At 73.0% G+C, this 20,811-nt stretch carries 19 protein-coding genes; 8 read left to right on the top strand and 11 right to left on the bottom strand.

All coding sequences use genetic code 11. The features are described 5' to 3' along the window. Positions 1-6 precede the first annotated feature (6 nt). The 3 genes from E4U91_RS21860 to E4U91_RS21850 form a co-directional block, all read right to left on the bottom strand. Positions 7-1,473 (bottom strand): ABC transporter permease, encoded by a 1,467-nt coding sequence (locus tag E4U91_RS21860; protein WP_137308399.1) that lies wholly within the window; start codon positions 1,471-1,473, stop codon positions 7-9. Between the two features lie 167 nt (positions 1,474-1,640). Further along, on the bottom strand, positions 1,641-2,906 hold the full coding sequence (locus E4U91_RS21855) for a L,D-transpeptidase (RefSeq protein ID WP_174867842.1): 1,266 nt from the start codon (positions 2,904-2,906) through the stop codon (positions 1,641-1,643). 221 nt (positions 2,907-3,127) lie between these two features. Continuing rightward, complete coding sequence (locus E4U91_RS21850; RefSeq protein WP_137308397.1) at positions 3,128-3,481, bottom strand: hypothetical protein; 354 nt, start codon at positions 3,479-3,481, stop codon at positions 3,128-3,130. Positions 3,482-3,591: 110 nt separating this feature from the next. Here E4U91_RS21850 and E4U91_RS21845 point away from each other — a divergent pair, with 110 nt between their 5' ends. Both E4U91_RS21845 and E4U91_RS21840 read left to right on the top strand, forming a co-directional pair. Then, complete coding sequence (locus E4U91_RS21845; RefSeq protein WP_137308396.1) at positions 3,592-4,005, top strand: LPXTG cell wall anchor domain-containing protein; 414 nt, start codon at positions 3,592-3,594, stop codon at positions 4,003-4,005. A 42-nt stretch (positions 4,006-4,047) separates the two neighbouring features. Further along, a complete protein-coding gene (locus E4U91_RS21840; protein ID WP_137308395.1) occupies positions 4,048-4,842 on the top strand; it encodes a hypothetical protein in 795 nt (264 codons plus the stop codon). A gap of 66 nt (positions 4,843-4,908) precedes the next feature. On the opposite strand, the gene hutH is transcribed toward E4U91_RS21840, so the two are convergent. The 3 genes from hutH to E4U91_RS21825 all read right to left on the bottom strand — a co-directional run bounded on the left by hutH (position 4,909) and on the right by E4U91_RS21825 (position 8,618). Continuing rightward, positions 4,909-6,447 (bottom strand): histidine ammonia-lyase, encoded by a 1,539-nt coding sequence (hutH, locus tag E4U91_RS21835; RefSeq protein WP_137310948.1) that lies wholly within the window; start codon positions 6,445-6,447, stop codon positions 4,909-4,911. 109 nt (positions 6,448-6,556) lie between these two features. Beyond that, entirely contained in the window at positions 6,557-7,708 is a 1,152-nt protein-coding gene (locus E4U91_RS21830) for a GGDEF domain-containing protein (RefSeq protein ID WP_137308394.1), read from the bottom strand. Positions 7,709-7,817: 109 nt separating this feature from the next. Beyond that, positions 7,818-8,618: an enoyl-CoA hydratase/isomerase family protein gene (locus E4U91_RS21825; protein ID WP_137308393.1), complete on the bottom strand. Its 801-nt coding sequence runs from the start codon at positions 8,616-8,618 to the stop codon at positions 7,818-7,820. A 1,083-nt stretch (positions 8,619-9,701) separates the two neighbouring features. On the opposite strand from E4U91_RS21825, the gene E4U91_RS21820 reads away from it, so the two are divergent. Further along, positions 9,702-10,256, top strand: coding sequence for a hypothetical protein (locus tag E4U91_RS21820; protein ID WP_137308392.1), 555 nt, complete (start codon positions 9,702-9,704; stop codon positions 10,254-10,256). Here E4U91_RS21820 and E4U91_RS21815 read toward each other — a convergent pair. Together E4U91_RS21815 and E4U91_RS21810 are read right to left on the bottom strand one after the other, a co-directional pair. Continuing rightward, the gene (locus E4U91_RS21815; protein ID WP_067239942.1) at positions 10,228-11,337 is read right to left on the bottom strand and encodes an adenylate/guanylate cyclase domain-containing protein; all 1,110 of its coding nucleotides are present in this window, start codon (positions 11,335-11,337) and stop codon (positions 10,228-10,230) included. The two genes, E4U91_RS21820 and E4U91_RS21815, sit on opposite strands and share 29 nt — an antisense overlap. A gap of 169 nt (positions 11,338-11,506) precedes the next feature. After that, a complete protein-coding gene (locus tag E4U91_RS21810; protein ID WP_137308391.1) occupies positions 11,507-12,373 on the bottom strand; it encodes a biotin--[acetyl-CoA-carboxylase] ligase in 867 nt (288 codons plus the stop codon). Positions 12,374-12,483: 110 nt separating this feature from the next. On the opposite strand from E4U91_RS21810, the gene E4U91_RS21805 reads away from it, so the two are divergent. The 4 genes from E4U91_RS21805 to E4U91_RS21790 all read left to right on the top strand — a co-directional run bounded on the left by E4U91_RS21805 (position 12,484) and on the right by E4U91_RS21790 (position 15,409). Next, positions 12,484-14,097, top strand: coding sequence for an acyl-CoA carboxylase subunit beta (locus E4U91_RS21805; protein WP_137308390.1), 1,614 nt, complete (start codon positions 12,484-12,486; stop codon positions 14,095-14,097). A 9-nt stretch (positions 14,098-14,106) separates the two neighbouring features. Beyond that, on the top strand, positions 14,107-14,316 hold the full coding sequence (locus E4U91_RS21800) for an acyl-CoA carboxylase subunit epsilon (RefSeq protein ID WP_067239946.1): 210 nt from the start codon (positions 14,107-14,109) through the stop codon (positions 14,314-14,316). A gap of 311 nt (positions 14,317-14,627) precedes the next feature. After that, positions 14,628-14,756 (top strand): morphogenic membrane protein MmpB, encoded by a 129-nt coding sequence (gene mmpB / locus E4U91_RS39615; protein ID WP_266806231.1) that lies wholly within the window; start codon positions 14,628-14,630, stop codon positions 14,754-14,756. A gap of 32 nt (positions 14,757-14,788) precedes the next feature. Then, the gene (locus E4U91_RS21790; RefSeq protein WP_137308388.1) at positions 14,789-15,409 is read left to right on the top strand and encodes a Maf family protein; all 621 of its coding nucleotides are present in this window, start codon (positions 14,789-14,791) and stop codon (positions 15,407-15,409) included. Here E4U91_RS21790 and E4U91_RS21785 read toward each other — a convergent pair. Continuing rightward, the gene (locus E4U91_RS21785) at positions 15,378-15,887 is read right to left on the bottom strand and encodes a hypothetical protein (RefSeq protein WP_137308387.1); all 510 of its coding nucleotides are present in this window, start codon (positions 15,885-15,887) and stop codon (positions 15,378-15,380) included. The genes E4U91_RS21790 and E4U91_RS21785 overlap by 32 nt on opposite strands. Before the next feature lie 393 nt (positions 15,888-16,280). On the opposite strand from E4U91_RS21785, the gene E4U91_RS21780 reads away from it, so the two are divergent. Next, positions 16,281-18,056, top strand: coding sequence for an acetyl/propionyl/methylcrotonyl-CoA carboxylase subunit alpha (locus tag E4U91_RS21780; RefSeq protein ID WP_137308386.1), 1,776 nt, complete (start codon positions 16,281-16,283; stop codon positions 18,054-18,056). Between the two features lie 101 nt (positions 18,057-18,157). Here E4U91_RS21780 and E4U91_RS21775 read toward each other — a convergent pair whose 3' ends face one another. Next, a complete protein-coding gene (locus E4U91_RS21775; RefSeq protein WP_277755334.1) occupies positions 18,158-19,102 on the bottom strand; it encodes a DeoR/GlpR family DNA-binding transcription regulator in 945 nt (314 codons plus the stop codon). 213 nt (positions 19,103-19,315) lie between these two features. Next, positions 19,316-20,764 carry an NAD(P)H-quinone dehydrogenase gene (locus E4U91_RS21770; RefSeq protein WP_067239958.1) on the bottom strand — a complete coding sequence of 483 codons (1,449 nt, stop codon included), beginning with the start codon at positions 20,762-20,764 and terminating at the stop codon, positions 19,316-19,318. Positions 20,765-20,811: the final 47 nt, after the last annotated feature.

The raw sequence follows: 20,811 nt of genomic DNA, 5'->3' as shown, positions 1-20,811 counted from the left end.
TCGGCGTCACTCGACGCGGCGCAGCGCGTCCGCGGGGCGCAGGCGTGAGGCGCGCCAGCCGCCGAAGGCCCCCGCGATCAGGCCGCCGGCCACCGCGAGGCCGACCGCGATCGACACCGTCGTGACGCTCACCGGCGCGGTCAGGGCGACGTCCAGGGTCTTGGCCGCCGCCTGCCGGCCGGGGCCGGCGAAGCCACCGCCCGGACCGCCGCCCGGGCCGCCGCTCCCCCCGCTCCCGCCGCCCAGCTGGGCCTGGAGGGTCGGGCTGACGGCCGTCACCGCGTAGGCGCCGGCGAGGCCCAGGGCGATGCCGAGGGCGCCGCCGAGCAGGCCGTTGACCATGGCCTCGCCGACCACCTGGCGGGTGACCCGACCGGACGTCCAGCCGAGGGCCTTGAGCGTGCCGAACTCCCGGACGCGGCGGGAGACCGCGGCGGAGGTGAGCAGCCCGGCCACCAGGAACGCGGCGACGAGCACGGCGATGGACAGCCATCTGCCGACGCTGGTGGCGAGGGAGGAGGCGGTGGACAGCGAGCCGGAGACGGTGTCCGCGAGGTCGGCGGAGGTCGTCACCGTGGTGCCCGAGACGTTCTTCCGGATCGCGGACTTGACGGTGTCGATCTTCTTCGAGTCGGTCGCCTGGACGTAGATCGTGGTGACCTTGCCGGCCGCGTCGGCGAGCGTCTGGGCCTGCTTCAGCGGGATGTAGAGGTTGGCCGCCGCGTCGCCGCTGTCGGCCGTGGCCACGCCGATCACCGTGAACTTCACGCCCTTGACGGTGACGGTGGAGCCGACCTTCAGCTTCTTCTCCTTGGCGTAGGCCGAGTCGGCCACGGCCACCTCGGCGGCGGTCTCGGTCGTCTTGAACGTACGACCGCTGGTGATCTTCGAGGAGGTCAGCGGGCCGAGGGCCGGCTGGGTGACGTCCGTGCCGTAGACGGAGTAGCTGTTGACGTCGAAGTCGGCCCCGCCGCCCTGCACCTCGCCCTGGGGGGCGCCGCTGCCGCCGTTCTGGCCGGGTCCGCCCTGCCGCCCGCCGGTGCCGTCCTGCTGGAACTGGCCGCGGGTGAACTGGCCGCTGACCTTGACGACCTGGAGGCTCAGCCCGCCGACCGCGCCCTGGACGCCCTTCTGTTCGCTCACCTCGGCGACGGTGGAGGAGGCCAGGGTCTGGAAGCCCTGGACCATCACGCGGTCGCTGCTCTGCTCGGAGTCGTCGCCGTCCTCCCGCGCGTCGAACTGGAAGCGGGGGCGCTCGGACGAACCGGCCGCCGGTGCGGCGGCCTTGGTCACCGTCATGTCCGTCCCCAGGCCGTAGAGCGACTGGAGGACCTTGTCCTGGGCCTTCCCCATGCCCGAGGACACGGAGGTGACCACGATGACCAGGGCGATGCCCAGCGCGAGGCCGGAGGCGACGACGAGGGCCGCCTTTCTGCGGCGGCGCAGTTCGCGCCTCAGGTAGGTGAAGAACATGCGCCGAAAGCTAGGGACGGCGCGTGATGACTCGATAAGGCCCGCATAAGAGCGGGATGAGAAGGCCGTGGGCGGGCCCGGACACAGCGGTGCCGCCCCCTCGGCGAAGGGGGCGGCACCCGGGCGTGTGTGCGTCCGGCCGGATGGCGGGCCGGGCTGTCAGGGCGTCAGACGGCCGAACCGGCCTTCCAGGTCGCCCAGTCGAGGTTCCAGCCGTTGAGGCCGTTGTCCGGGGCGACGGTCTTGTCGCCGGTGTTCTTCACGACCACGACGTCACCGACGATCGAGTGGGTGAAGAACCAGTAGCCCGGCGTGCCGGTGTCGTTGGCGCCCTTGGTGTCGGACAGGCCCACGCAGCCGTGGCTGGTGTTGACGCTGCCGAAGATGGACTTGGCGCCCCAGTAGTTGCCGTGCACGAAGGTGCCGGAGTTGGTCAGCCGGATGGCGTGCGGCACGTCCTTGATGTCGTACTCGCCCTTGCCGTCGTCGTCGGTGAAGCCCACGGTTGCGCCGTTCATGCGCGTCTCCTTGAACTTCTCGGACATCACCATGATGCCTTCGTACGTCTTGTTGTCGGGCGAGCCGGCCGAGATCGGGATGGTCTTGACGACCTTGCCGTCCTGCGTGACCTTCATCTGCTTGGTCTTCGCGTCGACGTAGCTGACCTGGTTGCGGCCGATGTGGAAGGTGACCGTCTTCTGCTGCACGCCGTAGACGCCGCTCGCGCCCTCGACGCCGTCGAGCGCCAGCATCAGCGTCACGGTGGAGTTCGCCTGCCAGTAGTCCTGGGGGCGGCAGTCCATGCGCTGGGTGCTGAACCAGTGGCAGACGACCTCCTGGCCGCTGCTGGAGGTGACCGTGACGCCCTTCTGGACGGCAGCCTTGTTGGTGATCTGCTTGTTGAAGTTGATCGACACCGGCATGCCCACGCCCACCGTGGAGCCGTTCTCCGGCGTGAAGCTGCCTATGAAGCTGTTGGCCGGGGAGACCGTGCTGAACGAGGCGTTCTCGTGGGCGACGCGGCCGTCGGAGTCCTTGGCGCTGACCGCGAGCTTGTAGGTGGTCGAACGCTCCAGCTGGCCGCTGGGCTTCCAGCTGGTGCGGTCGGCCGACATCTCGCCCTGGACGGCGGCGCCGTCCGCGGTGGTCATGGTGACCTCGGTGAGCGTGCCCTTGCTCACCGTGACGGCGGCGGAGTTGTTGATGGAGGCGTTGTTCGTGCCGTCCCCGGGTGTGATCTTGATCTGCGCCTCGGACGTCTTCTGGGCCGCTGCCTCGTCGACGTTCGCCGACGAGGTGTCCTTGCCGCTGTCGCCGGAGGCACTCGCGTCGCCGTCCGAACATCCAGAGAGCACCAGGATGCCGCCGAGCAGTGCGGACGCGGCCATCAGACCCTTGCGCCGCTTACTGTTCGCAATCACACGCTTCTCCATCGTTGCCGATAACCGAAAAACCCCGAGGGTCCCCGTAAGTGAGTTCAACGCCGCGACCGGTTCGTCCCGTTCCACATCCACCGTATGTGTGGGGCACACCACGTCCGGGCGGTGGTGGTCCACCGCGTGGCCCGTGGTGCGAGGGTCGGCCCGTGCGCCCCTTGAGACGACGGAACCCCGGACGGTGGTTGCCGCCCGGGGTCACGATTTCCCCGGAACGCTCAGCCGATGCCGCCGCCGCCCTGCTCGTCCTCATCTTCCTCGACATCATCCTCGTCGAGGTCCCAGTCGGGCGAGTCCGGGTCGTAGTCGATCCGCTCACTCGACCAGGACGCCTGCTGGAGCTCGACCCCGGGCACCTCGCTGACCAGCGCGAACGGGTCGACGAGGTACGCGAGCGCCTCCGCGGTGTCTTCCGTCACAGCGCTCTGAGCATGGGTGCGCTCCTCGTCGGGCACGTCCGGGTCCTCGGCGATGTGCCGCAGGGCCGCCCCGGTCACGGCGTCCCCGTCCGCCACCTCCAGGACCAGTTCCACCCGAAGCCGTACAAAACGTGATGTCTCTTCAGTGCTCATGGTCGGGAGCGTACGGCTCCTGCCGTCCGTGACTTTCCCGTGACCCGCGGCTTTCACTAACATCGCCCCACACGGCCAATTCGCCAGCGCCACAAGGGGATCGATATTCCGTGTCATCCGCTCGCCGTCCTTTGCTGACCGCCGCCGCCGCGGGGACGCTGCTGTGCGCCCTCTGGTTCGTCCCGACCGCCAACGCCACCCAGGAGACGGCGGACACGACGGGGTCGGCCACGAGCGCGTCGACGCAGGTCAGCACGCAGGCCCGGGCCACCACGGCGGACGCCGTGGGCACGGCCGGGCGCACCGCCACCGCCGCCCGCACGGCCGCGGACACCACCACCGAGACCACTACCGACACCGCCGCCGGCACGACCGACGCCGACGGTCTCTCCGGCGCCGGGACCCGGCTCGCCGACACCGGGAGCTTCGACACCACGCCCTACGTGGTGGGCGGGACGACCCTGCTCGCGCTGGGCGCCGGCTTCGTGGTGTATTCCGTCCGCCGGGAACGCCTGGGCCTTTGACAGAACTTGACGAACCTTTGACAGGACGTTCATAGTCCGCGCATGAAGAGATCATCGGGGGCGCGGCTGTACGCCGCGACAGCTGTCGGCGTCCTGTCACTCGCCCTCCTCACGGGGTGCTCCGACGCGTCGGACGACACCGAGGACTCCGGCAAGGACGCGGGCGGGGCGAGCGCGTCGGCCGCGACGCCCACGCCGGCCGCCGAGGCCCTCACGTCGGCCGCGCTGGAGAAGCTGCTCCTCGCCCAGGGCGACGTCCCGGGCTACAAGGTCGACTCGGGTGACGACACCCTGCCGAAGTCCAAGTCCGCGGTGAAGACCGACAAGGCCGCCTGCGACCCGCTCGCCTGGGCCACCGCCGGTCTCGCCCCGGGTGACACGCCCGCGAACGCCAGCAACTCCGTCACCGAGGCCAAGACCCCGGGCACCGCCGCCCCGTCGGACCCCGCGGCCGGCCTCGAGGACGCCTTCAACGTGAACCTGACGTTCGTGGGCCTGTCCTCGTACGGGGGCGACGGCGCCCAGAAGGCCCTGAAGGCGGTCTCCGACGGCGTGAGCGCCTGCGCCGGCGGGTTCGGCCTGGCCGCCGACGGCGAGAACACCAAGGTCACCAAGGTGACCGCGGAGAAGGGTTCGGGCCTGGGCGACGAGTCGGTCGCGTTCGCCGAGTCCGTGGACATGGACGGCGAGGGCACGGCCACCTTCCACACCGAGGTGGTCCGCAAGGGCAGCACCGTCGCCTCGTTCTACACGGTCAACTTCGCCGCCCTGGCGAGCGGCAAGGAGACGACCATCCCGGCGGCCGTGACCCGGGCGCAGGTCGCCAAGCTCAAGTGACCACGGACGCACCGCCGTCGCGTACGGCGCCCGGGCCCCGCCACCTGGTGGCGGGGCCCCGCGCGTTCAGCGCAGCGGGCCGGTGACCTTCTCCGCCGCCGCGACCAGCAGGCCGTCGCGCACGAAGGCGTCGGCCGCGGCCAGGTCGGGCGCGAGGAAGCGGTCGGGCCCGGGACCCTCGACCCCCGCCTCCCGCACGGCGTCGATGACGGCCCGGGTGGCCGGCGCCGGGGTCAGGCCCTCGCGCAGCTCCACCGCGCGCGTGGCGGCGTACAGCTCGATCGCCAGGACGCGGGTGAGGTTGTCGACGGCCGTGCGCAGCTTGCGCGCCGCCGACCAGCCCATCGAGACGTGGTCCTCCTGCATCGCGGAGGACGGGATGGAGTCCGCCGACGCGGGGACGGCCAGCCGCTTCATCTCGCTGACCAGGGCGGCCTGCGTGTACTGGGCGATCATGAGGCCGGAGTCGACGCCCGGGTCGTCCGCGAGGAACGGCGGCAGGCCGTGGCTGCGGTTCTTGTCCAGCAGCCGGTCGGTGCGGCGCTCGGCGATGGAGGCGAGGTCGGCGGCCGCGATGGCGAGGAAGTCCAGCACGTAGGCGACCGGGGCGCCGTGGAAGTTGCCGTTGGACTCCACGCGCCCGTCGGGCAGCACCACGGGATTGTCGACCGCGGCGGCCAGCTCGCGCTCGGCGACCAGGCGGGCGTGGGCGAGGGTGTCCCGGCCGGCGCCGGCGACCTGCGGGGCGCAGCGCACGGAGTAGGCGTCCTGGACGCGTGGGGCGTCGTCCTGGTGGTGCCCGGTGAGCTGCGAGTCCTTCAGCACGGCGAGCATGTTGGCGGCCGAGGCGCCCTGTCCCGGGTGCGGCCGGATGGCGTGCAGCTCGGGGGCCAGCACCTTGTCCGTGCCGAGCAGCGCCTCCAGGCTCAGGGCGGCGGTGATGTCGGCGGACGTGTAGAGGGTGTCCAGGTCGGCGAGGGCCATGACCAGCATGCCGAGCATGCCGTCGGTTCCGTTGAGGAGGGCCAGGCCCTCCTTCTCGCGCAGCTCGACGGGGGCGATGCCGTGCTCGGCGAGCAGCTCGGCGGCCGGCCGTACGGTGCCGTCCGGGCCCTCGGCGTCGCCCTCGCCCATCAGCGCGAGCGCGCAGTGGGAGAGCGGGGCGAGGTCGCCGGAGCAGCCGAGCGAGCCGTACTCGTGGACGACCGGGGTGATGCCGGCGTTGAGCAGGTCGGCCATGGTCTGCGCGACCTCGGGCCGCACGCCGGTGTGGCCGGAGCAGACCGTCTTCAGCCGCAGGAACATCAGGGCGCGGACGACCTCGCGCTCGACCCGCGGCCCCATGCCGGCGGCGTGCGAGCGGACGATGTTGCGCTGGAGCTGGGTGCGCAGTTCCTGGCTGATGTGCCGGGTGGCCAGGGCGCCGAAACCGGTGGAGACGCCGTAGACGGGCTCGGGCTTGGCCGCCAGCGCGTCCACGATCTCGCGGGCCGCGGCGAGGGCCGCCACCGCCTCGTCGGAGAGCTCGACCCGGGCGCCGCCGCGCGCCACGGCGAGAACGTCGGACGCGGTGACGCCGGACGTCCCCACCACCACAGTGTGCATATCCATATTCAGGAGCGTACGCAGTGAATTCCCGGATGTCACCAGTGGGGGTGGGGTGCACCCCTTACCGATTGCGTCACACGGGAGTGGGTGACGGCCATGGGGGACGTCAGGGGCGTCCCCGGAAGCGGCGGCGCTCGGCGCCGGTCCCGCCGTCGGGGGTGTCCGGCGCGTCCGCGAGGCGGACCACCGGGTCGTCGGGGCCCTCGCGGCCGGCGACCACGGGCCGCGCCGCGTGCTCGGCCTTGGCCCGGTACTGCGCGGCGTCCGCGAGCCGGAACAGCCGGCGGGCGGAGCGTACGGGGCCGACGGGGTCCCCGGTGGAGGCGACCCCGCAGGCCACGCCGTCGCCCAGTTCCAGCTCGCCGGCGCGGCGGCACAGCTCGTCGGCGACCTTCACGACGTCGTCGGCGGGCGGACCGACGGCCAGCAGGCAGAACTCGTCGCCGCCGAGCCGGGCCGCGAGCGCGCCGGGCAGCATCGCCCCGCACAGCGACAGCACCGACCCGAACCGCTCCAGCAGCCGGTCGCCGACGGCGTGCCCGAGGGTGTCATTGACCCGCTTGAGCCCGTTGAGGTCGCACACCACCAGGCTGACGACGGTCCCCTCCCGCCGGTAGCGCTCCACCGCCTCCTCCAGGCCCACGTCGACCGCGCGGCGGTTGGCGAGGCCGGTCAGGGCGTCGGTGAAGGCCAGCCGCCGCGCCTCCTCCAGGCGCTCGGTCTGGGCGAGGCCGGCGGAGACCACGGAGGCGAGCACGGTGGCGAAGTCGGCGTCGGCGCGGTCGAAGACCGGGGCGCCGGTGGAGCGGGCGACGTACAGCTCGCCCCAGGCGCGGCCGTGCAGGACGATCGGGGCGACCACGCAGGACCCGCGGCCCCGGCGCCGCAGCGCCGCCACGCGCTGGTGGCAGTAGCCGGGCTCGCCCGCGGCCCCGCCGTCCGCGGTCTCCACCCAGGCGTTGGGCTCACCACCGGTGATCCAGCGCTCGTGCAGGAACTCGGTGATCTCCGGGAAGCGGTGGACGGGGTACGCCTCGGCCTCCGGGAACTCCTCCTCGTCGGCGGCACGGTCGCCGACGTTCACCAGGACGCGCAGGAGTCCGAGCTCGCGCTCCCACACCGAGAGCGCGGCGAACGTCCCGGCCAGCGCGCGGCACGCGCCGAGGGCGGCCGCGCGCCAGGAGTCCTGGGGCGTGTGCGCCGCGGCCATCCCCTGCGCCAACGCCACCACGGCGGCGAGCCGTCTGTCGTCACCCATCCACCCAGGCTAGGGACAATCCGGCGGAAAGGTACGGAAACCAGTCGCAGACGTGGCGCTCGGACCAGCCGCGGGCCCTCTCACCCGCGGAGTGTCGGGAGCGGTCCCCCTACTCCCCCGGCCACTGCGGCTTGCGCTTCTCGTTGAACGCCGCGACACCCTCCGCGCGGTCGCCCGAGAACGCCACCGTGCGCCAGGCCGCGTCCTCCACCTCCAGGCCGGCCCGCAGGTCGAGGCCCTGGCCGAGGCGCAGGGCGCGCTTGGCCGCACGCACGCCGACGGGTGAGTTCCCCGCGATGCGGGCGGCCATCGCCAGCGCCTCCTCCCGGTCCCGGCCCTCGTCCACCAGCACGTCCACCAGCCCCAGCTCCCGCGCCTCGGCCGCCTCCACCCGGCGCGCGGTGAACACCAGCTCCGCCGCCCGGGCCGCGCCGACCCGCCGCGGCAGCAGCTGGGTCCCGCCGCCGCCGGGGAGCACACCCACCGACACCTCCGGCAGGCCCACCACGGCCGTGCGGTCGGCCACGATCACGTCGCACGACAGGGCCAGCTCGAACCCGCCGCCGAGCGCGTACCCGTGCACCGCCGCGATCACCGGCACGGGCAGCTCCAGCACCCCGGTGTACGCCCCGCGCGACACCGGCCGCTGCCGCAGCAGCTCCGCGTCGCTGAGGGAGTTGCGCTCCTTCAGGTCGGCGCCCACGCAGAACGCCCGTTCGTGCGTCGACGTCAGCACCACCACCCGTACGTCCCGGTCCTCGCCCAGCGCCGTGCACGCGCCGGCGATCGCGCGGGCCATCCCGGACGAGACGGCGTTCATGGCCTTCGGCCGATCCAGGGCCAGTTCCGCCACGTGCCCGTCCTCGTGCCGCCGCACCAGGACGAACTCCCCGAACCGCTCCTCGCTCATGACACCCTCCTGGTTAACGCCGGTTAACTGATCCGCTCGCCCGATCATCGCAGCCCGGCCCGTCGGGGGAAAGAGCAGACCGACACGCCGGTCGCTCCCGGAACCCGGGACCGACTACCCGTTCGGGTGACAAACCCCCCTGACGCCCACCCTTCACCCACACGAGCGCATAGCGTGCGTCCGCCACGGCGCACAGGACCTGTGGGGGGCGCGGGGGCGCGAACGCATCGGGGAGGGAACACGATGACGAACACGCCGGCACACACGACGGCCACGACATCGACCACGACGACGCGGGCCACCACGCCCTCACCGACGCCGACGGAACAGCCGGCCGGGGGCGGGGGCCCGGGGGCGGCCACCGGAGCGACGGGGAACGGGGGCACGGGGCCGACGGCGGCCGCCATAGCCAGGGCGGTCCAGGGAACGGAGGCCCGGCGCCCGACGCCCGGGGACACCGCGTCGGCGAACGCCCCGACCGAGGCGGAGACGCCGGACCCGAGACCCCGCACCGAGGGCACGACCCCGCAGACCGTGGCCCCACAGGAGACAGTGGCCCCGCACCCGCCGACGACTCCGGCACCGCACCCGATGGCCATGGCCAGGGGCACAGCCCCAGCGGCGACAACCCCCCGGAAGGCGCTGGCCCCCCACCCAGCGCCCAGGGACACCACTTCGGCGGACCGCACCCCAACCGGCGCCCAGAGCACCCCACCGACAGGCCACGCCCCGACCCAGCCGACGACACCAGCACCGCACCCGTCGGCTCCCGCCCAGGGCACGGCCCCGGCGAGCACGGCCCCCCAGAAGACAGTGGCCCGGCGCCCGACCGCCACGAACACCACCTCAGCGGGCGACACCCGGGGCCAGACGCAACCACCGGCAGACACCGTACGGACGAGCGCCACCCCGCCCCAGCCGAAGGCACCCGCCGCGGGCAGTCGTAGAAGCAGCACGCCAACGCCCCCCACCCAGGCAACCCCCCGAGCGGCGACAGCCACCCGCGCCCGCGCCGCCACCCCCGCCCCGGCGGACGCACCCGGTGGTCGTGGGCGGCACCGGCGGCCCCGGCACCGGAAGGCGTTGCTCGCGGTCGGTGGGCTGCTCGTGGCCGTCGGCGTGCTGAGCCTCGTGCGGCTCGCTCCCGAGTCCGGGGTCGGCGGAATCGGCACGGCGGAGGCCGAACCCCGTACCGACCACCGCTCGGGCACCCCCGCCGCCCCCGACCGCGCCGGCAACGCCACCGTCGCCGCCCGGCCCACCGCATCCCCCACGGCCACGACACCGCCGGCCGGTGCCACACCGGACGCGGCGGCCGCAGACGGCGGCAGAACGGCCTCCGTCGCCGTGGTCCCGGGGAGCAGCGCGGCCGCACGCCCCGGGGCTCCCGCCCCGCACCGGACACCACCCACCGCGCCCGGCACCCCACCGGTCGACCCCGCCCCGACCACCCGTGCCCCCGTGCCGCCGACGACCACGGCCCCGGCACCCCCGCCCAGCACCGCACCGCCCGCTCCCGCGCCGCCCACACCCCGGCAGCCCGGCCTGTGCGTGCCGCTCATCGGGCTGTGCGTGGACCTGCTGGACGCGCCGCTGCTCCCGGGCGCGGCTACTCCGGGTCGGCTTCCCGTCGGCTGAGCAGCCAGGGCTCGACCACGCCGAGGCCACGCACCGGGCGCTGCCACATCGGGCGGAGCGCGAAGCGGTACGTGGGCGGCTCCTCGCCCTCCTTCTCGGCGGCCGCCGCCTCCTCGGCCGCCTCGGCCTCCGAGGTGGGCGCCTCCCCGGTGCGGATCAGCTCCTCCGCGAAGGCGCTGTCGACCAGCACGGCGTCCCGGGGCGCTATCGAGGTGAGCCGGGAGGCGAGGTTCACGGTGGTCCCGAAGACGTCGCCCATCCGGGTGGTGACCGTGCCGAACGCCATCCCGACGCGCAGCTCGGGCATCGTCTCGTCGTTCGCCATCGTCTCGATGAGCCGCAGGCCGATCTCGGCGGCCGTGCCGGCGTCGTCGGCGGCGTAGAGCACCTCGTCGCCGAGGGTCTTGATCAGGCGCCCGCCCCGCGCGGCGACGAGGTCGGCGGCCGTGGTCTCGAACGCCTCGACCAGCTCGCCCAGCTCCTCCTCCTCCATCCGGCGGGTCAGCCGGGTGAACCCGACGAGGTCGGCGAAGCCGACGGCCAGGCGCCGGTCGACCATCTCCTCGTCGTCGCCGGTCTGCACGACCCGGCCTGCCGAGGCGGCGAGCTGGCGGCGCCAGACGTAGACCAGGAACTCCTCCAGCTCGGGCAGGAGCAGCTCGACGATCGGGTACGTCACCTCGGTGCGGGTCATGCCCGGCTCGGGGGGCTCGGTCAGACCCTCCAGGAACGAATCGATCTGCCATTCCGCCAACCGGGCGGTGGTCTGCCCCGTGGACCGCGCCACCTGCACCGCCATGGCCTCGCTGAGCAGCCCCGCCTCGACGAGGCCGGCGAGCCGGCGCAGGGCCAGGACGTCGGCCTCGGTGAGGGCCCGGGCCTGGCCGATGTCGGCGAAGCCCATGGCCCGCCAGAAGCGGGACGCCAGTTCCATGGAGACGCCGGCGCTGCGCGCGGCCTGGAACGGGGTGTAGCGGCGCTCGGCGCCCAGGATGAGCTGTTCGAGGCGCAGCGCGAGCGGGTCCTCGCCCGCGTCGCCGGGCTGCGCGTCCGCGCCCGAGCCCGTGTCGTCGACGGTCACGCCTGCTGCCCTTCCGATCTACCGCGGTCAGGTATCGACCGGCCTCAACTCTACGGCAGGTGTGCGCCAGCTCACTCCGGGAGCCGGACCGGGGCCCGTGGCCCGCTGTCGGGTACGGGGCGGGCGACGATCGCGTTCAGACTCGCCCTCCCCTCATCCTCTCCGCCGCCTAGGCCGGCCGCAGGTGCACGATGTCGCCGGCGCCGACCGGCTCCCGCAGGCCGTCCGGCGTCGCCAGGACCAGGCGGCCGTCGCCGTCGACCGCGATCGCCTCGCCGACCACCGACCGGTCCCCGGGCAGCTCCGCCCGCACCGCACGGCCCAGCGTCGCGCAGCCCGCCGCGTACGTCTCCTGCACGCCGCTGGGGCCGGGGTCGCCGTCCGCCGCGCGCCAGCGCCCGTACCAGTCCTCCAGGGACCGCAGGACCGCCCGCAGCAGCGGGTCCCGGTCCGTGGTGACCGCTCCGGCCAGCGCGAGGGAGCCGGCCTGCGGCACGGGCAGTTCCTCGGCGCGCAGGGAGACGTTCACGCCGACGCCGACGACCACCCCGTCGGGGCCGGCCCGCTCCGCGAGGATGCCGCCGGCCTTGCGCTCCTCGTCGCCGACGGTCACCAGCAGGTCGTTGGGCCACTTCAGGGCCGTGTCGACGCCGGCCGCCCGGGACAGGCCCGTGGCGACGGCGACGCCGGTCAGCAGCGGCAGCCAGCCCCAGCGGGCCACCGGCACCTCGGCCGGGCGCAGGTACACGGAGAAGAACAGCCCCGAGCGGGCCGGTGCCGACCACCGGCGGTCCAGGCGGCCCCGGCCCGCCGTCTGCTCCTCGGCGACCAGGACCGCGCCCTCGGCCGCCGTCCCGGCCGCGACCCGCGCCACCAGGTCGCTGTTGGTGGACCCGGTGCGCTGGACCACCTCGATGCCGGACCACAGCCCGCCCTCGCGGACGAGGCCCCGGCGCAGGGCCGTCACGCCGAGGGGCGGGCGTTCGAGGTCGGACCACCGGCTGCTGTTCGCGTCTGCTGCATCTCGCGGCGTCATGCAAGCCACCCTAGGTGTGGTAAACGCCGCACTGCCGATCCGGAGGGCCCCCACTACGCTACGGATGAGTAACCGTCCCCCCTTTTGAGCAGGCAGGGAGCCGCATCCCGATGTCCGAGCCGGAAGAGCGTCACGAGATCCAAGGGATCGACATCCACACGACCGCGGGCAAGCTCGCGGACCTCCAGCGCCGGATCGAGGAGGCGACGCACGCCGGCTCCGCACGCGCCGTCGAGAAGCAGCACGCCAAGGGCAAACTGACGGCCCGTGAGCGCATCGAACTCCTCCTGGACGAGGGTTCGTTCGTGGAGCTGGACGAGTTCGCCCAGCACCGCTCCACCCACTTCGGCCTGGACAGCAACCGGCCCTACGGCGACGGCGTGGTCACCGGCTACGGCACCGTCGACGGCCGCCCGGTGGCCGTGTTCTCGCAGGACTTCACCGTCTTCGGCGGCGCGCTGGGCGAGGTCTACGGCCAGAAGATCGTCAAGGTCATGGACTTCGCGCTGAAGACCGGCTGCCCGGTCATCGGCATCAACGACTCCGGCGGCGCCCGCATCCAGGAGGGCGTGGCCTCGCTGGGCGCGTACGGCGAGATCTTCCGCCGCAACACCCACGCCTCGGGTGTGATCCCCCAGATCAGCCTGGTCGTCGGTCCGTGCGCGGGCGGCGCGGTGTACTCCCCCGCGATCACCGACTTCACGGTGATGGTCGACCAGACGTCCCACATGTTCATCACCGGCCCCGACGTCATCAAGACCGTCACCGGTGAGGACGTCGGCTTCGAGGAGCTGGGCGGGGCGCGCACCCACAACGCGGTCTCCGGCGTGGCCCACCACATGGCGGGCGACGAGAAGGACGCCATCGAGTACGTCAAGCAGCTGCTGAGCTACCTGCCGTCCAACAACCTCTCCGAGGCGCCGGTCTTCCCCGAGGAGGCCGACCTGTCGGTCACCGACGAGGACCGCGAGCTGGACACCCTGGTGCCCGACAGCGCGAACCAGCCGTACGACATGCACACGGTGGTCGAACACGTCCTGGACGACGCCGAGTTCTTCGAGACCCAGCCGCTGTTCGCGCCGAACATCCTGACCGGCTTCGGCCGGGTGGAGGGCCAGCCGGTCGGCGTGGTCGCCAACCAGCCGATGCAGTTCGCCGGCTGCCTGGACATCACCGCGTCGGAGAAGGCCGCCCGGTTCGTGCGCACCTGCGACGCGTTCAACATTCCCGTGCTGACCTTCGTCGACGTGCCCGGCTTCCTGCCCGGCGTCGGCCAGGAGCACGACGGCATCATCCGCCGCGGCGCCAAGCTGATCTACGCCTACGCCGAGGCCACCGTCCCGCTGATCACCGTGATCACCCGCAAGGCCTTCGGCGGGGCCTACGACGTGATGGGCTCCAAGCACCTGGGCGCCGACCTCAACCTGGCCTGGCCCACCGCCCAGATCGCCGTCATGGGCGCCCAGGGCGCCGTCAACATCCTGCACCGGCGCACCCTCGCCGAGGCCGAGGCGAACGGCGAGGACGTCGAGGCGGTGCGGGCCCGGCTGATCCAGGAGTACGAGGACACCCTCCTCAACCCCTACGTCGCGGCCGAGCGCGGCTACGTGGACGCCGTGATCATGCCGTCCGACACGCGCCGCCAGGTCGTGCGCGGCCTGCGCCAGCTGCGCACCAAACGCGCGTCCCTGCCCCCCAAGAAGCACGGCAACATCCCCCTCTAAGGAGTCGCTGTGACCATCAAGGTCGTCCGGGGCAACCCGACCCCCGAGGAGCTCGCCGCCGCCCTGGCGGTGGTCCGGGCCCGCGCCGCCGCGGCTGCGGCACAGCCGAGCGGCGCGGAGCCCCCGAGGGCGGCGTGGTCCGACCCGTCCCGCATCGCCCACCGCCGCGTCCCCCGCCCCGGCCCCACCTCGTGGAGCCGCACGTACTGGCCGGGCTAGGGCCTGTCGTTTGGATCAGTCCGGCCCGGCCCACGGCGCCTTGTCGCCGACCCGAGCGGGGTCTGGTGCGTGCAGCTGCAAGGCGGAGGAGGGCGGCGACGCGGAGCGATGGGGGCCCCTCCCGCTCGAGCGAAGCCGAGAGTGGGGGAAACCGACGACAACGCCGCAGATGCGCGTGCCGGACCCCGCGACGCCGGAATGATCCAAACGACAGGCCCTAGACAAGGCGAGGAGGGACGGTCCCGGTTCCCCCGGCAAGCTGAGTACGCGTACTCAGGCGCGGCCCCGCCCGGAGGGGGCACGCTGGGGGAATGCTGTGGCAAGACCGCGACGACGAGCCGCCGAAGGAACTGCGCGACATGCAGGACATGCTTCGGCGGCTCGGCCTGCTCATGGCCCTGGCCATGTTCCTGATCATGATCGTGATCGGTCTCAGGTGAGCCGGACGGCCGACCCTGACTAACCTGATCGCATGACCGAGATGCACCGCAGGCGACTCGTGCTCGCCTCCCAGTCCCCCGCCCGGCTGGGCCTGCTGCGCCAGGCCGGTTTCGCTCCCGAGGTGATCGTCAGCGGGGTCGACGAGGACGCCGTCAGCGCCCCGAGCCCCGCCGAGCTGGCCCTGGCCCTGGCCGAGGCCAAGGCGTCCGTCGTGGCGGCCCGCCCGGACGTGAAGGGCGCGCTGGTGATCGGCTGCGACTCGGTGCTGGACCTGGACGGCCAGGCGCTCGGCAAGCCCGCCGACGCCGAGGAGGCGACCGCCCGCTGGAAGGCGATGCGCGGCCGCGCGGGCACCCTGCAGACCGGGCACTGCGTCTACGACACGGCGAGCGGGCGGTACGCCTCCGCCACCGCGTCCACGGTCGTGCACTTCGGCGACCCCACGGACGAGGAGATCGCCGCCTACGTCGCCTCGGGCGAACCCCTCCACGTCGCCGGGGCGTTCACCCTCGACGGCCGGTCGGCGCCGTTCGTCGACCGCATCGACGGCGACCACGGCAACGTGATCGGGCTCAGCCTGCCCCTGCTGCGCAGGCTGCTGGCGCAGCTGGGCACCGGCATCACGGAGTTGTGGGCGCCGGCGGAGGACTGACCGGGGAGCCCCCGTCGCCCCGGGGGCCCTCGGGGCCCGCGGGCGCGTCCTGGGGCCCCGTGGGGCCGCCCCGGGCCGCTCCGGCCGCCGGACGGTCGTACGTCATCAGGAGCAGCACGATCAGCGCCAGGACGACGACCATGTACAGGAACGCGGGCCAGCCCATCAGGCCCCAGGCGAAGGCGCCGAGCAGGGCGTGCACCACGGCGGCGCTGACCAGCAGGACCCGCCCGAGGCCGGCCGGCGGGCGGTCGCGGACCGCGACGAGCAGGGCGACGACTCCGCAGGCGGCGAAGTAGAGGCCGAAGACCACGCCGCCGATCTTGGACGACGTCGACATGGTGTCCGGGTCGAGGCCGGCCAGGGACATGTCCTGGCGGTCGACGACCACTCCGAGGAACCAGTTCACCGCGGCGATGCCGACCGCCTCCACCAGGAGGACGACCGCCACGATCCACGCCACCGGCCTGCGCACCACCGGTCCCCACCCACTTCCGAGCCGTCCGCGCCCTCCGGCGCCCTTCGAGCAGAACTCCTGTTACCCCAAGTACGTTCGAGACAGCGTGAACGCTACTAACGGGTAAACCGGGGGACAAGACTTGCGGCGCGGGCAAAGAATCATTGGGCCATTCGTAGGGACTCCACAAAGAAACAGAGTGTGCCGCAGCACGCTCTCACAGAGACCTTGGCCACACGGGGAGGCTAGGGTTTCCCCCGAGGAGTCCTGCGTATCGCCGTACTACAAGGGATTTCGGGGGTCGAGCGAGCCTCGCATCACGCTCCGTGTGGGCAAGCTCACCTTTGGGGACGACTCGTAGTGCCGTGTCGGCAGTCCCTAAACTCGGCTTGTTTCAAGGAGGGAGCCTCAATCGTGCGCAAGGTGCTCATCGCCAACCGTGGCGAAATCGCAGTCCGCGTGGCCCGGGCCTGCCGGGATGCCGGTATCGCGAGCGTGGCCGTCTACGCCGACCCGGACCGGGACGCTCTGCATGTCCGCGCCGCGGATGAGGCGTTCGCCCTGGGCGGTGACACTCCCGCGACCAGCTATCTGGTGATCGACAAGATCCTGGACGCCGCCCGGGAATCCGGCGCGGACGCCGTCCATCCGGGCTACGGCTTCCTTTCGGAGAACGCCGAGTTCGCCCAGGCGGTACTGGACGCGGGCCTGATCTGGATCGGCCCGCCCCCGCAGGCCATCCGCGACCTCGGCGACAAGGTCGCCGCCCGGCACATCGCCCAGCGCGCCGGCGCACCGCTGGTCGCCGGCACCCCCGACCCGGTCTCCGGCGCGGAGGAGGTCGTCGCCTTCGCCAAGGAGCACGGCCTGCCCATCGCCATCAAGGCCGCCTTCGGCGGCGGCGGCCGCGGCCTGAAGGTCGCCCGCACCCTGGAGGAGGTCCCGGAGCTCTACGACTCCGCGGTGCGCGAGGCGGTGGCCGCGTTCGGCCGCGGCGAGTGCTTCGTGGAGCGCTACCTGGACCGCCCCCGGCACGTGGAGACCCAGTGCCTCGCCGACAAGCACGGCAACGTGGTCGTCGTCTCCACCCGTGACTGCTCGCTGCAGCGCCGCCACCAGAAGCTCGTCGAGGAGGCGCCCGCGCCGTTCCTGAGCGAGGAGCAGGTCGCGGAGCTGTACCGCGCCTCCAAGGCGATCCTGAAGGAGGCCCACTACGAGGGCGCGGGCACCTGCGAGTTCCTCGTCGGCCAGGACGGCACGATCTCCTTCCTGGAGGTCAACACCCGCCTCCAGGTCGAGCACCCGGTGACCGAGGAGGTCGCCGGCATCGACCTGGTGCGCGAGATGTTCCGCATCGCCGACGGCGAGGAGCTCGGCTACGGCGACCCCGAACTGCGCGGCCACTCCTTCGAGTTCCGCATCAACGGCGAGGACCCGGGCCGCAACTTCCTGCCCGCCCCCGGCACGGTCACCCGGTTCGAGGCCCCGACCGGTCCGGGCGTGCGCCTGGACGCGGGCGTGGAGTCCGGCAGTGTGATCGGCCCGGCGTGGGACTCCCTGCTGGCCAAGCTGATCGTCAGCGGCCGCACCCGCAAGGAGGCCCTGGAGCGGGCGGCCCGGGCGCTGGACGAGTTCCAGGTCGAGGGCATGGCCACCGCCATCCCGTTCCACCGCACGGTGGTCCGCGACCCGGCCTTCGCGCCGGAACTGACCGGTTCGCAGGACCCGTTCACGGTCCACACCCGGTGGATCGAGACCGAGTTCGTCAACGACATCAAGCCCTTCACCGCCCCGGCCGACGCCGAGGCGGACGAGGAGGCGGCCGGCCGTGAGACGGTCGTCGTCGAGGTCGGCGGCAAGCGCCTGGAGGTCTCCCTCCCGTCCTCGCTGGGCATGAGCCTGGCCCGCACGGGTCTGGCGGCCGGCGCCAAGCCCAAGCGCCGCGCGGCGAAGAAGTCCGGCCCCGTCGCCTCCGGCGACACCCTCGCCTCCCCCATGCAGGGCACCATCGTCAAGGTGGCCGTGGAGGAGGGCCAGGAGGTCAAGGAGGGCGACCTGGTGGTCGTCCTGGAGGCCATGAAGATGGAGCAGCCCCTCAACGCCCACAAGAGCGGCACCATCAAGGGCCTCAGCGCCGAGATCGGCGCCTCGGTGACGTCGGGCGCGGCGATCTGCGAGATCGCGGACTGACCCGCCCGCACCCCGTCCACGGTTCCCCGCGTCCCCACCAGGGCGCGGGGAACCGTGCGTTCGGGGGCGCCGTCCGGACGTCCGGCGTCCTCCCGGCGGGGTCAGCGGCGGCGCATGTCCGCGACGCGGGCCCGTTCCTGGGGGGCCGGCTGGTCGCGGTCCCGGTCGCCCAGGGCGGTGGCGGCGCGGAGCCCCGGGCCGCGTCGTGGCGCGGGCACGGGCACGTCCTGGTGGTGCCGGCGGGTCGCCGGGCCGCTATCACCGCCCGGGCTGCCGTTTCCCGACGGGGTCGCCCCCGCCACGGCGATCTGGACGCCCTGGTCGGCCAGGGCCTGGAGTTCGGTCTGGGCCCGGTCGTCGTGCGCCGGGGGTTCGTCCGTCACCAGGCGGGTGATGAGGTCCGTCGGCACGGTCTGGAACATGGTGTCGGTGCCCAGCTTGGTGTGGTCGGCGAGGACCACGACCTCCGCGGCGGCCTGCACGAGCGCGCGGTCGACCGAGGAGGAGAGCATGTTGGACGTGGACAGGCCGCGCTCGGCGGTCAGACCGCTGCCCGAGAGGAAGGCCCGGGACACCCGCAGTCCCTGCAGGGACTGTTCGGCCCCGCTGCCGACGAGGGCGTAGTTGGAGCCGCGCAGGGTGCCGCCGGTCATCACGACCTCGACGCGGTTGGCGTGGGCCAGGGCCTGGGCCACCAGCAGGGAGTTGGTGACGACCGTCAGCCCGGGGACACGGGCCAGCCGGCGCGCGAGTTCCTGGGTGGTGGTCCCCGCCCCGACCACGATGGCCTCGCCCTCTTCGACGAAGGTGGCGGCGAGGTCGGCGATGGCCGTCTTCTCGGCGGTCGCGAGATGGGACTTCTGCGGAAAGCCGGACTCCCGCGTGAACCCGCCCGGCAGTACCGCACCGCCGTGCCGGCGGTCGAGGAGTCCTTCTGCCTCCAGTGCGCGCACGTCCCGCCGTACGGTCACTTCGGAGGTCTGGACGACGCGGGCGAGCTCCCGGAGCGACACGGCCCCGTTCGCGCGCACCATTTCGAGGATCAATTGGCGACGTTCTGCAGCGAACACGAAACTGACAGTAACGCGGGCGACCGTCTGCTTTCAGCTCTTTGCGCCGAATAACAGAAGTTGTTCGCACGGTGGGGCGGGAAGTGGTATAGGGGTCGAATTACCCCTGTCGTACCCCTGCCGCACCCCTCCCGGGCCCCGCGCGTCACGGTCGGCCCCCGCCGACCTGCGGGGGAGCCGGTGGCGCGGTCAGACCTCGCCGGCCGTCTTCCGGGTGTGCAACTGCCGTGCCACTTCCGCGATCGAGCCGGAAAGGGACGGGTACACGGTGAAGGCGTTCGCGATCTGTTCGACCGTCAGGTTGTTGTCGACGGCGATCGAGATGGGGTGGATCAGTTCCGAGGCGCGGGGCGCCACGACCACGCCGCCGACCACGATGCCGGTGCCCGGACGGCAGAAGATCTTGACGAAGCCGTCGCGGATGCCCTGCATCTTGGCGCGCGGGTTGCGCAGCAGCGGCAGCTTGACCACCCGGGCGTCGATCTTGCCCCCGTCCACGTCCGCCTGGGTGTAGCCGACGGTGGCGATCTCGGGGTCGGTGAAGACGTTGGAGGAGACCGTCTTGAGGTTCAGCGGGGCCACCGCGTCGCCCAGGAAGTGGTACATGGCGATGCGGCCCTGCATGGCGGCGACGGACGCGAGGGCGAACACACCGGTCACGTCACCGGCGGCGTACACGCCCGGCGCGGTCGTGCGGGAGACCTTGTCGGTCCAGATGTGGCCCGACTCGCGCACCTTGACGCCGGCCTCCTCCAGGCCCAGCCCCTCGCTGTTGGGGATGGCGCCGACGGCCATGAGGCAGTGGCTGCCGGTGATGACCCGGCCGTCGGCGAGGGTGACCTCCACCCGGTCCCCGACGCGCTTGGCGGACTGGGCACGGGAGCGGGCCATGACGTTCATCCCGCGGCGGCGGAAGACGTCCTCCAGGACGGCGGCGGCGTCCGGGTCCTCGCCGGGCAGCACCCGGTCGCGGGAGGAGACGAGGGTGACCTTGGAGCCGAGGGCCTGGTAGGCGCCGGCGAACTCGGCGCCGGTCACGCCGGAGCCGACCACGATCAGCTCGTCGGGCAGCTCGGTGAGGTCGTAGACCTGGGTCCAGTTGAGGATGCGCTCGCCGTCCGGCTGGGCGTCGGGCAGCTCGCGCGGGTGACCGCCGGTGGCGAGCAGCACGGCGTCGGCGGTGAGGGTCTCCTCGGTGCCGTCGGCGGCGGTGACGACGACCTTGCGGGAGCCGTCGAGGGACTGCATGCCCTCCAGCCGGCCGCGGCCGCGCAGCACCCGGGCGCCGGCGCGGGTGACGGAGGCGGTGATGTCGTGCGACTGGGCGAGCGCGAGGCGCTTGACCCGGCGGTTGACCTTGCCCAGGTCCACGCCGACCACCCGGGCCGCCTGCTCCAGCGGCGGGGTGTCGTCGGCGACGATGATGCCCAGCTCCTCGTAGGAGGAGTCGAAGGTGGTCATCACCTCGGCCGTGGCGATCAGGGTCTTCGACGGCACGCAGTCGGTCAGCACCGACGCCCCGCCCAGACCGTCGCAGTCCACGACGGTCACCTCCGCGCCGAGCTGAGCGGCCACCAGCGCCGCTTCGTAGCCGCCGGGTCCGCCACCGATGATCACGATCCGAGTCACGTACCCCATTGTCCCGCACGCTTCAAGGTGCTTCCGCCCGGGGGCGCCGGGCGGGT

Source organism: Streptomyces lasalocidi (assembly GCF_005280215.1).
Lineage (GTDB): Bacteria > Actinomycetota > Actinomycetes > Streptomycetales > Streptomycetaceae > Streptomyces > Streptomyces longwoodensis.
The sequence above is the reverse complement of the archived record's forward strand: the minus strand, read 5'-3'. Positions and strand labels throughout refer to the sequence as shown.

Coding starts and splice junctions, on each gene's coding strand:
- E4U91_RS21860 (WP_137308399.1), bottom strand. CDS start 1,473: ATGTTCTTCACCTACCTGAGGCGCGAACTGCGCCGCCGCAGAAAGGCG.
- E4U91_RS21855 (WP_174867842.1), bottom strand. CDS start 2,906: ATGGAGAAGCGTGTGATTGCGAACAGTAAGCGGCGCAAGGGTCTGATG.
- E4U91_RS21850 (WP_137308397.1), bottom strand. CDS start 3,481: ATGAGCACTGAAGAGACATCACGTTTTGTACGGCTTCGGGTGGAACTG.
- E4U91_RS21840 (WP_137308395.1), top strand. CDS start 4,048: ATGAAGAGATCATCGGGGGCGCGGCTGTACGCCGCGACAGCTGTCGGC.
- hutH (WP_137310948.1), bottom strand. CDS start 6,447: ATGCACACTGTGGTGGTGGGGACGTCCGGCGTCACCGCGTCCGACGTT.
- E4U91_RS21830 (WP_137308394.1), bottom strand. CDS start 7,708: ATGGGTGACGACAGACGGCTCGCCGCCGTGGTGGCGTTGGCGCAGGGG.
- E4U91_RS21825 (WP_137308393.1), bottom strand. CDS start 8,618: ATGAGCGAGGAGCGGTTCGGGGAGTTCGTCCTGGTGCGGCGGCACGAG.
- E4U91_RS21810 (WP_137308391.1), bottom strand. CDS start 12,373: ATGACGCCGCGAGATGCAGCAGACGCGAACAGCAGCCGGTGGTCCGAC.
- E4U91_RS21805 (WP_137308390.1), top strand. CDS start 12,484: ATGTCCGAGCCGGAAGAGCGTCACGAGATCCAAGGGATCGACATCCAC.
- mmpB (WP_266806231.1), top strand. CDS start 14,628: ATGCTGTGGCAAGACCGCGACGACGAGCCGCCGAAGGAACTGCGCGAC.
- E4U91_RS21790 (WP_137308388.1), top strand. CDS start 14,789: ATGACCGAGATGCACCGCAGGCGACTCGTGCTCGCCTCCCAGTCCCCC.
- E4U91_RS21770 (WP_067239958.1), bottom strand. CDS start 20,764: ATGGGGTACGTGACTCGGATCGTGATCATCGGTGGCGGACCCGGCGGC.